6 protein-coding genes are annotated in these 5,675 nt (G+C 72.6%); 5 read left to right on the top strand and 1 reads right to left on the bottom strand.

Going from position 1 to position 5,675, the window contains the following annotated elements:
• Nucleotides 1–225: 225 nt before the first annotated feature.
• The 4 genes from ACFWGJ_RS41060 to ACFWGJ_RS41045 all read left to right on the top strand — a co-directional run bounded on the left by ACFWGJ_RS41060 (nt 226) and on the right by ACFWGJ_RS41045 (nt 3,831).
• Nucleotides 226–951 carry a DsbA family oxidoreductase gene (locus tag ACFWGJ_RS41060; RefSeq protein WP_387334064.1) on the top strand — a complete coding sequence of 242 codons (726 nt, stop codon included), beginning with the start codon at nt 226–228 and terminating at the stop codon, nt 949–951.
• Between the two features lie 95 nt (nt 952–1,046).
• Nucleotides 1,047–2,096: an aminotransferase class V-fold PLP-dependent enzyme gene (locus ACFWGJ_RS41055; protein WP_387334063.1), complete on the top strand. Its 1,050-nt coding sequence runs from the start codon at nt 1,047–1,049 to the stop codon at nt 2,094–2,096.
• A 54-nt stretch (nt 2,097–2,150) separates the two neighbouring features.
• The gene (locus ACFWGJ_RS41050; protein WP_387334062.1) at nt 2,151–2,768 is read left to right on the top strand and encodes an RNA polymerase sigma factor; all 618 of its coding nucleotides are present in this window, start codon (nt 2,151–2,153) and stop codon (nt 2,766–2,768) included.
• 25 nt (nt 2,769–2,793) lie between these two features.
• Nucleotides 2,794–3,831 (top strand): maleylpyruvate isomerase family mycothiol-dependent enzyme, encoded by a 1,038-nt coding sequence (locus tag ACFWGJ_RS41045; protein ID WP_387334061.1) that lies wholly within the window; start codon nt 2,794–2,796, stop codon nt 3,829–3,831.
• Nucleotides 3,832–3,914: 83 nt separating this feature from the next.
• On the opposite strand, the gene ACFWGJ_RS41040 is transcribed toward ACFWGJ_RS41045, so the two are convergent.
• Nucleotides 3,915–4,445: a MarR family winged helix-turn-helix transcriptional regulator gene (locus ACFWGJ_RS41040; RefSeq protein WP_387334060.1), complete on the bottom strand. Its 531-nt coding sequence runs from the start codon at nt 4,443–4,445 to the stop codon at nt 3,915–3,917.
• Nucleotides 4,446–4,588: 143 nt separating this feature from the next.
• Here ACFWGJ_RS41040 and ACFWGJ_RS41035 point away from each other — a divergent pair, with 143 nt between their 5' ends.
• On the top strand, nt 4,589–5,650 hold the full coding sequence (locus ACFWGJ_RS41035) for an alkene reductase (RefSeq protein ID WP_387334059.1): 1,062 nt from the start codon (nt 4,589–4,591) through the stop codon (nt 5,648–5,650).
• Nucleotides 5,651–5,675: the final 25 nt, after the last annotated feature.

Below are 5,675 nucleotides of genomic sequence, written 5' to 3'. Positions count from 1 at the left end.
CCCCTGGGTGGGACGGGGCGCAGCCCCTCCCCGAGGGGCGCGGGGAACTGCGCGAGCAACCCCCACCGGACCCGCACGTTCAGGGGCGCGGGGAACTGCGCAGTCTTTTAGGGGCGCGGGGAACTGCGCGAACGGCCCCCACCGGGCCGCGGGGAATATTCGGCCGGTTATTGAACGTTCACGCACCAGCGGAGCTGATCGGTTGAGTGAGGGAGTGGTCAAGACATGCGCGTCGAGATCTGGAGCGACATCGCCTGCCCATGGTGCTACGTGGGCAAGGCCCGCTTCGAGAAGGCCCTGGAGACCTTCCCGCACCGCGACGCCGTCGAGGTCGTACACCGCTCCTTCGAGCTCGACCCGCACCGCGCCAAGGACGACATCCAGCCCGTCATCCCCATGCTCACCAAGAAGTACGGCATGAGCGAGGCCCAGGCCCAGGCCGGCGAGGAGAACCTCGGCACGCAGGCCGCCGCGGAGGGTCTGGACTACCGCACCCGCGACCGCGACCACGGCAGCACCTTCGACATGCACCGGCTGCTGCATCTCGCCAAGGAGCGGGGCCGCCAGGACGAGCTGATCCAGAACCTGTACAAGGCGAACTTCGCCGAGGAGCGGTCCGTGTTCGGCGACGACGAGCGGCTCGTGGAGCTGGCGGCCGGCGCCGGACTCGACGCGGAGGAGGCCCGCAAGGTGCTCGCCGACCCGGCCGCGTACGCCGACGAGGTCCGCGCCGACGAGCGCGAGGCCGCCGAGCTGGGCGCGAACGGCGTGCCGTTCTTCGTGCTGGACCGCAAGTACGGCGTCTCCGGCGCCCAGCCCGCCGAGGTCTTCGCTCAGGCCCTGGAGCAGGCATGGGCGAGCCACTCCCCGCTCAAGCTGATCCAGCCGGACAGCCAGGGCGACGCCGAGGCGTGCGGCCCGGACGGCTGCGCGGTGCCCCACCAGCACTGATGTGCGGCGCTGACCTGGACATATAAGCGTTCCTTCGCGGAACCACTTAAAAGAACGCAATGGACGGGGAGTTCTCCGCGCCGCACAGTGGTGCCATGGAGACCTTCGAGAGCCTCGTCCGGGCCGAGTTCGCCCCGAAGAACACCTATCTGAACACCGCCAGCACCGGGCTGCTCCCGGCCCGCGCGGTGGCCGCGATGCGCGCCGGCGTCGAGTCCGTGGCGGACGGCCGGCCGCAGGACATGTTCGCCGACGTGGAGGCGGCCCGCGCCTCCTTCGCGCGGCTGGTCGGCGTCCCGGACAGCCGGGTCGCGGCCGGGGCGTCGGTCGCCGTCTACACCGCTCTGATCGCCGCCTCGCTGCCCGACGGCGCCGAAGTCCTCACCGCCGAGGGCGACTTCACGTCCGTGGTGAACCCCTTCCATGTGCGCCGCGGCTTGAAGGTGCGCACGGTGCCGCTGGAGCGGATCGCCGAGTCGGTGCGCCCCGGCACCGCGCTCGTGGCGGTGAGCGCCGCGCAGTCCGCGGACGGCCGGATCGCCGATCTGCCGGCGCTGCGCGAAGCGGCCCGCGCCCATGGCGCCCGTACGTACATCGACGCATCCCAGGCCGCCGGATGGCTGTCGGTCGACGCGGACGCGTACGACTATGTCTCCTCCGTCGCCTTCAAGTGGCTCGTCTGCCCGCGGGGCGTGGCCTTCCTCGTCGTTCCGCAGGACTTCGGGGGGCTCGATCCCGTCTTCGCGGGCTGGGTGGCGGGAGAGAATCCCTGGGACAGCTGCTACGGGCCGGTCGAGGAACTGGCCCGCTCCGCGCGGCGGTTCGACGAGAGCCCGAGCCTCTTCTCGTACGCCGGAGCCCGGCACTCGCTCCAGGTGGTCGAGGAGCTGGGTGTGGAGGCCATCCGCGCCCATGACCTCGCTCTCGCCGACCGTTTCCGGGCGGGTCTCGCCTCGCTGGGGCACGAGCCGGTCCCGGCACCGGGCTCGGCCATCGTCTCCGTGCCGGGTCTCGGTCACCGGCAGCCGGAGCTGAGCCGGGCGGGCATCGAGGTCTCCGACCGCGCCGGAAACCTGAGGGCCGCCTTCCACATGTACAACGCGTCCGCGGATGTCGATCGTCTGCTGGATGTCCTGTCCGGATGATTCCCCGACCCACTGGCGCGCGGCCCACGGGAACGCTAGGAAGGGCACCACGAGGTGGTGGTGCCGGTGGAGCCAACTCTCCACACGTCCGAACGGCCGTCCGCGGATGCGGAGTTGCACCGGCGGCTGGTGTACGGCGACGAGAGCGCGCTGGCCGAGGCGTACGCGGCGTACGGCGGTCTGGTGCGGCGCGTCGCGGTCCGGGTCACGCGCAGCGCGGCGGCGGCCGAGGACGTGGCGCAGGAGGTCTTCGCCCAGCTGTGGAGCAGGCCGTACGCGTTCGACCCGGGCCGCGGCTCCCTGCGCACCTGGCTGTCCCTGCTCGCGCACCGGCGGGCCGTGGACTGGGTGCGCAGCGAGGCCAGGCACCGTAAGGACACCCGGGCGGACGACTCGGCGCTGCACTCCATCCCGGACACCGGGCCGGGGCCCGACGAGGCGGTCGTCGACCGCGAACGCTCGCTCCTGCTGCACTCCGCGCTCGCCGAACTCCCCAAGCCCCAGCGGGAGGTGGTCCACCTCGCCTATTTCGCGGGCCGCACCTACCGCCAGGCGGCCGTCGAGCTAGGTATCCCGGAGGGCACCGCCAAGACCCGATTACGGTCCGCGTTGCGCAAGTTGGCCGTGTCGTTGGGCGACCCGTCGGATCCGGCGTGGGAAAGGGGCGCATGATGGCGACAGGGAAAGGAGGCCTCCGGTGAGCGACGACCACGACGGCGTGCCCGAACTGCTGGCCGCCTGGGCCTTCGGCGCGCTGCAGCCCGCGGACGAGAAGGCCGTGCCACTGCATCTGGCCGGCTGCGAGAGCTGTTCCGCGGAGGCGGAGCGGCTCCGTGAGACGGTTCGGCTGCTGGACGGGCCACCGGGGATACCGGAGCAGGCCGCCATGAACAACGGTTCAGGCCTGTCGGAGGGCGTGCTCGCCGCCGCCCTGCGAGCACGGCCGAGCGCGCCGCGCGTCGCCGCGCACGCGGCCCCGTACGCGGCGGCGGTCACCGGCCTCGGCGCGCTGCTGCGCGAGGTGGACGGCCACCGGCCGTGGGGCACCCCCGTCGTGCACGACTGGGACGTCCGGGACACGGTCGGCCATCTGATCGCCGCCGACGAGGAGTTGGCCCGCCTGCTGGGTGTGGCCGCGCACGCTCCGGTGTCGCGGAGCACGGAGGAGATGCCGTGGGAGGAGGCCTGGGAGGCCAGGACCGCCGACACGATCGCGTACGAGCGGACGCGCTCGCCCGAGGAGACGGTGGCCGCGTGGTCCGCGCAGAGTTCGGCGCTGCTGGCGACGCCGGAGGCCCGGGATCCCGAGCGGGCCTCGCACGCCACGACGATGCTGGGCGTCCGACTGCCTGTGGCCGACCATTTCCTGGGGCGGGCCTTCGAGACGTGGGTCCACACGGTGGACATCGGCCGCGCCCTCGGGCTCGCCGTGCCGCCGCCGGTCGAGGCCCATCTGGGGCAGATGGTGCGGCTGGCCGTCCGGATGCTCGGTCTGGCGCTGGGGCCGACGGCGCCGCCGGTGCTGTTCTCCGTGACGGGTGTCGCGGGCGATCCCCAGTGGGTGCTCGGCTCCGAAGGTGAGCCGGTCCGTGCCGAACTCGCCCTGCATGCGGTGGACTTCTGTCTGCTGGTGGGCGGACGGCACACCCCCACGTCGGTGCCTCGCGGGGTCGTGGGCGACGAGGACGCCGTACACGGCGTGCTGGAGCGGGCGGCTTCACTGGCCTGGCTCTAGGGCCTGTCGTCACCGCCGGTACGCAACGGGACCCACGCGAACCGGTCCGGTGCCGGGCCCCAGGGCTGGCCCGGCGCCAGGTTTCAGGGCCGGTCCGCGCCGGGCGGGGCCGGGCAGTCGCCCGACTCCGTGCACAGGTTCGCCTCCACGCGCGCGAGCAGGCCCGCGAGCTGGGCGCGCTCGTCGGGGCTCAGTCCGGCGAGGCTGTGTTCCTCCAGGCCGGTCCACGCCCGGGTGACCTCGTCGTGCAGACCGCAGCTGTCCTCCGTCGCCTCGACGAGGACCGCGCGGCCGTCCCCGGGGTCGGGGCGGCGGCGGACGTGTCCCGCCTGCTCCAGCCGCTGGAGCATCTTCGTGACCGTCGACGGATCGAGCTCGACCGCCTTGATCAGCTCCGACTGACGCACCGCGCCCGCGTCCCACAGGTGCATCATCACGAACTCCTGGCCGGGGTAGAGGCCGGACCCGCGCAGCAGCCTGCCCGCCGCGGCCCGGTGCATCCGGGCCACCCGGGAGATGGCGTAGCTGACCTGACCGCCGCACGCCGCGGAGGGCGTCTCCTCGGTACAGGCGGGGTCGGCCTGAGGGGCCGCGACCTCGTGGGTGGCACTCATCCTGGCTCCCGGTTCCGCGCACGTTCGTGGCGGCCAGCTTTTCACGGACAATAAGTTGGTCGACCAAGGAATGGTCTACGGTGGTCCCTTGTTCCAATGATTGGCCGACCAATTACATTCCCGTACTCTTCCCAGGAGCAGCCGTGACCACCGCTTACGACCCGATCGACCTGTCCGGCACCCCGCTCGCCAACCGCATCGTCATGGCGCCGATGACCCGCAGCCGGGCCGGCGCCGGCGGAGTGCCGACCGATCTCAGTGTCGAGTACTACGCCCAGCGGGCCTCCGCGGGCCTGATCGTCACCGAGGGCGTCCAGCCGTCCGTGGTGGGCCAGGGCTACCCGGACACCCCGGGGCTGCACAGCGCCGAGCAGATCGCGGCCTGGCGCAGGGTGACCGACGCCGTGCACGCCGCGGGCGGCCGGATCTTCGCGCAGCTCATGCACGCGGGCCGGATCGGCCACCCCAGCCTGCTGCCCGACGGGCTCGTCAACGTCGGCGCCTCACCCGTACGGGCCGAGGGGCAGGTCTACACCCACGAGGGCCCCCTCGACTTCGTCACCCCGCGCGAGCTGACCGGCGACGAGGTCCGCGCCACCATCGGCGAGTTCGTGACGGCCGCCCGGGCCGCGGTCGAGGCCGGCTTCGACGGGGTCGAGCTGCACGGCGCCAACGGCTATCTGATCCACCAGTTCCTCGCCCCGGGCTCCAACCACCGCACCGACGAGTGGGGCGGCCCGGTCGAGAACCGCATCCGGTTCGCGGCCGAGGCGGTCAAGGCCGTCGCCGCGGAGATCGGCGCCGGGCGCACGGCCATCCGCCTCTCGCCCGGCAACCCGTACAACGACATCCAGGAGCCCGAGCCCGAGGCCGCGTACCTCGCGCTCGTGGACGCGCTGGAGCCGCTGGGTCTGGCCTATCTGCACATCACCGAGGTCGGCGAGATCCGTGAGCTGACGCTCGCGCTGCGCAAGCGGTTCAGCGGGACGTTCGTCCTGAACCCGGCGACCGAGGGGCCGACCGGGCCCGAGTCCCTGACGCTCGTCGAGGACGGCGTCGCCGACCTGGTCGCCTACGGCCAGCTGTTCCTGGCCAACCCCGACCTGCCCGCGCGGCTGAAGGCGGGCGGCCCCTTCAACGAGGCCGACCCGACGACGTTCTTCGGCGGGGACGCCAAGGGCTACACGGACTACCCGGCGCTGTAGGGCACCCCGACAAGGTGGTTGGCCC

It is taken from the genome of Streptomyces sp. NPDC060205 (assembly GCF_042728395.1).
GTDB lineage: Bacteria > Actinomycetota > Actinomycetes > Streptomycetales > Streptomycetaceae > Streptomyces.
Note: the sequence above shows the minus strand (reverse complement) of the source record. Positions and strands in the feature narration are given on the sequence as shown.

Coding starts and splice junctions, on each gene's coding strand:
- ACFWGJ_RS41060 (WP_387334064.1), top strand. CDS start 226: ATGCGCGTCGAGATCTGGAGCGACATCGCCTGCCCATGGTGCTACGTG.
- ACFWGJ_RS41055 (WP_387334063.1), top strand. CDS start 1,047: ATGGAGACCTTCGAGAGCCTCGTCCGGGCCGAGTTCGCCCCGAAGAAC.
- ACFWGJ_RS41040 (WP_387334060.1), bottom strand. CDS start 4,445: ATGAGTGCCACCCACGAGGTCGCGGCCCCTCAGGCCGACCCCGCCTGT.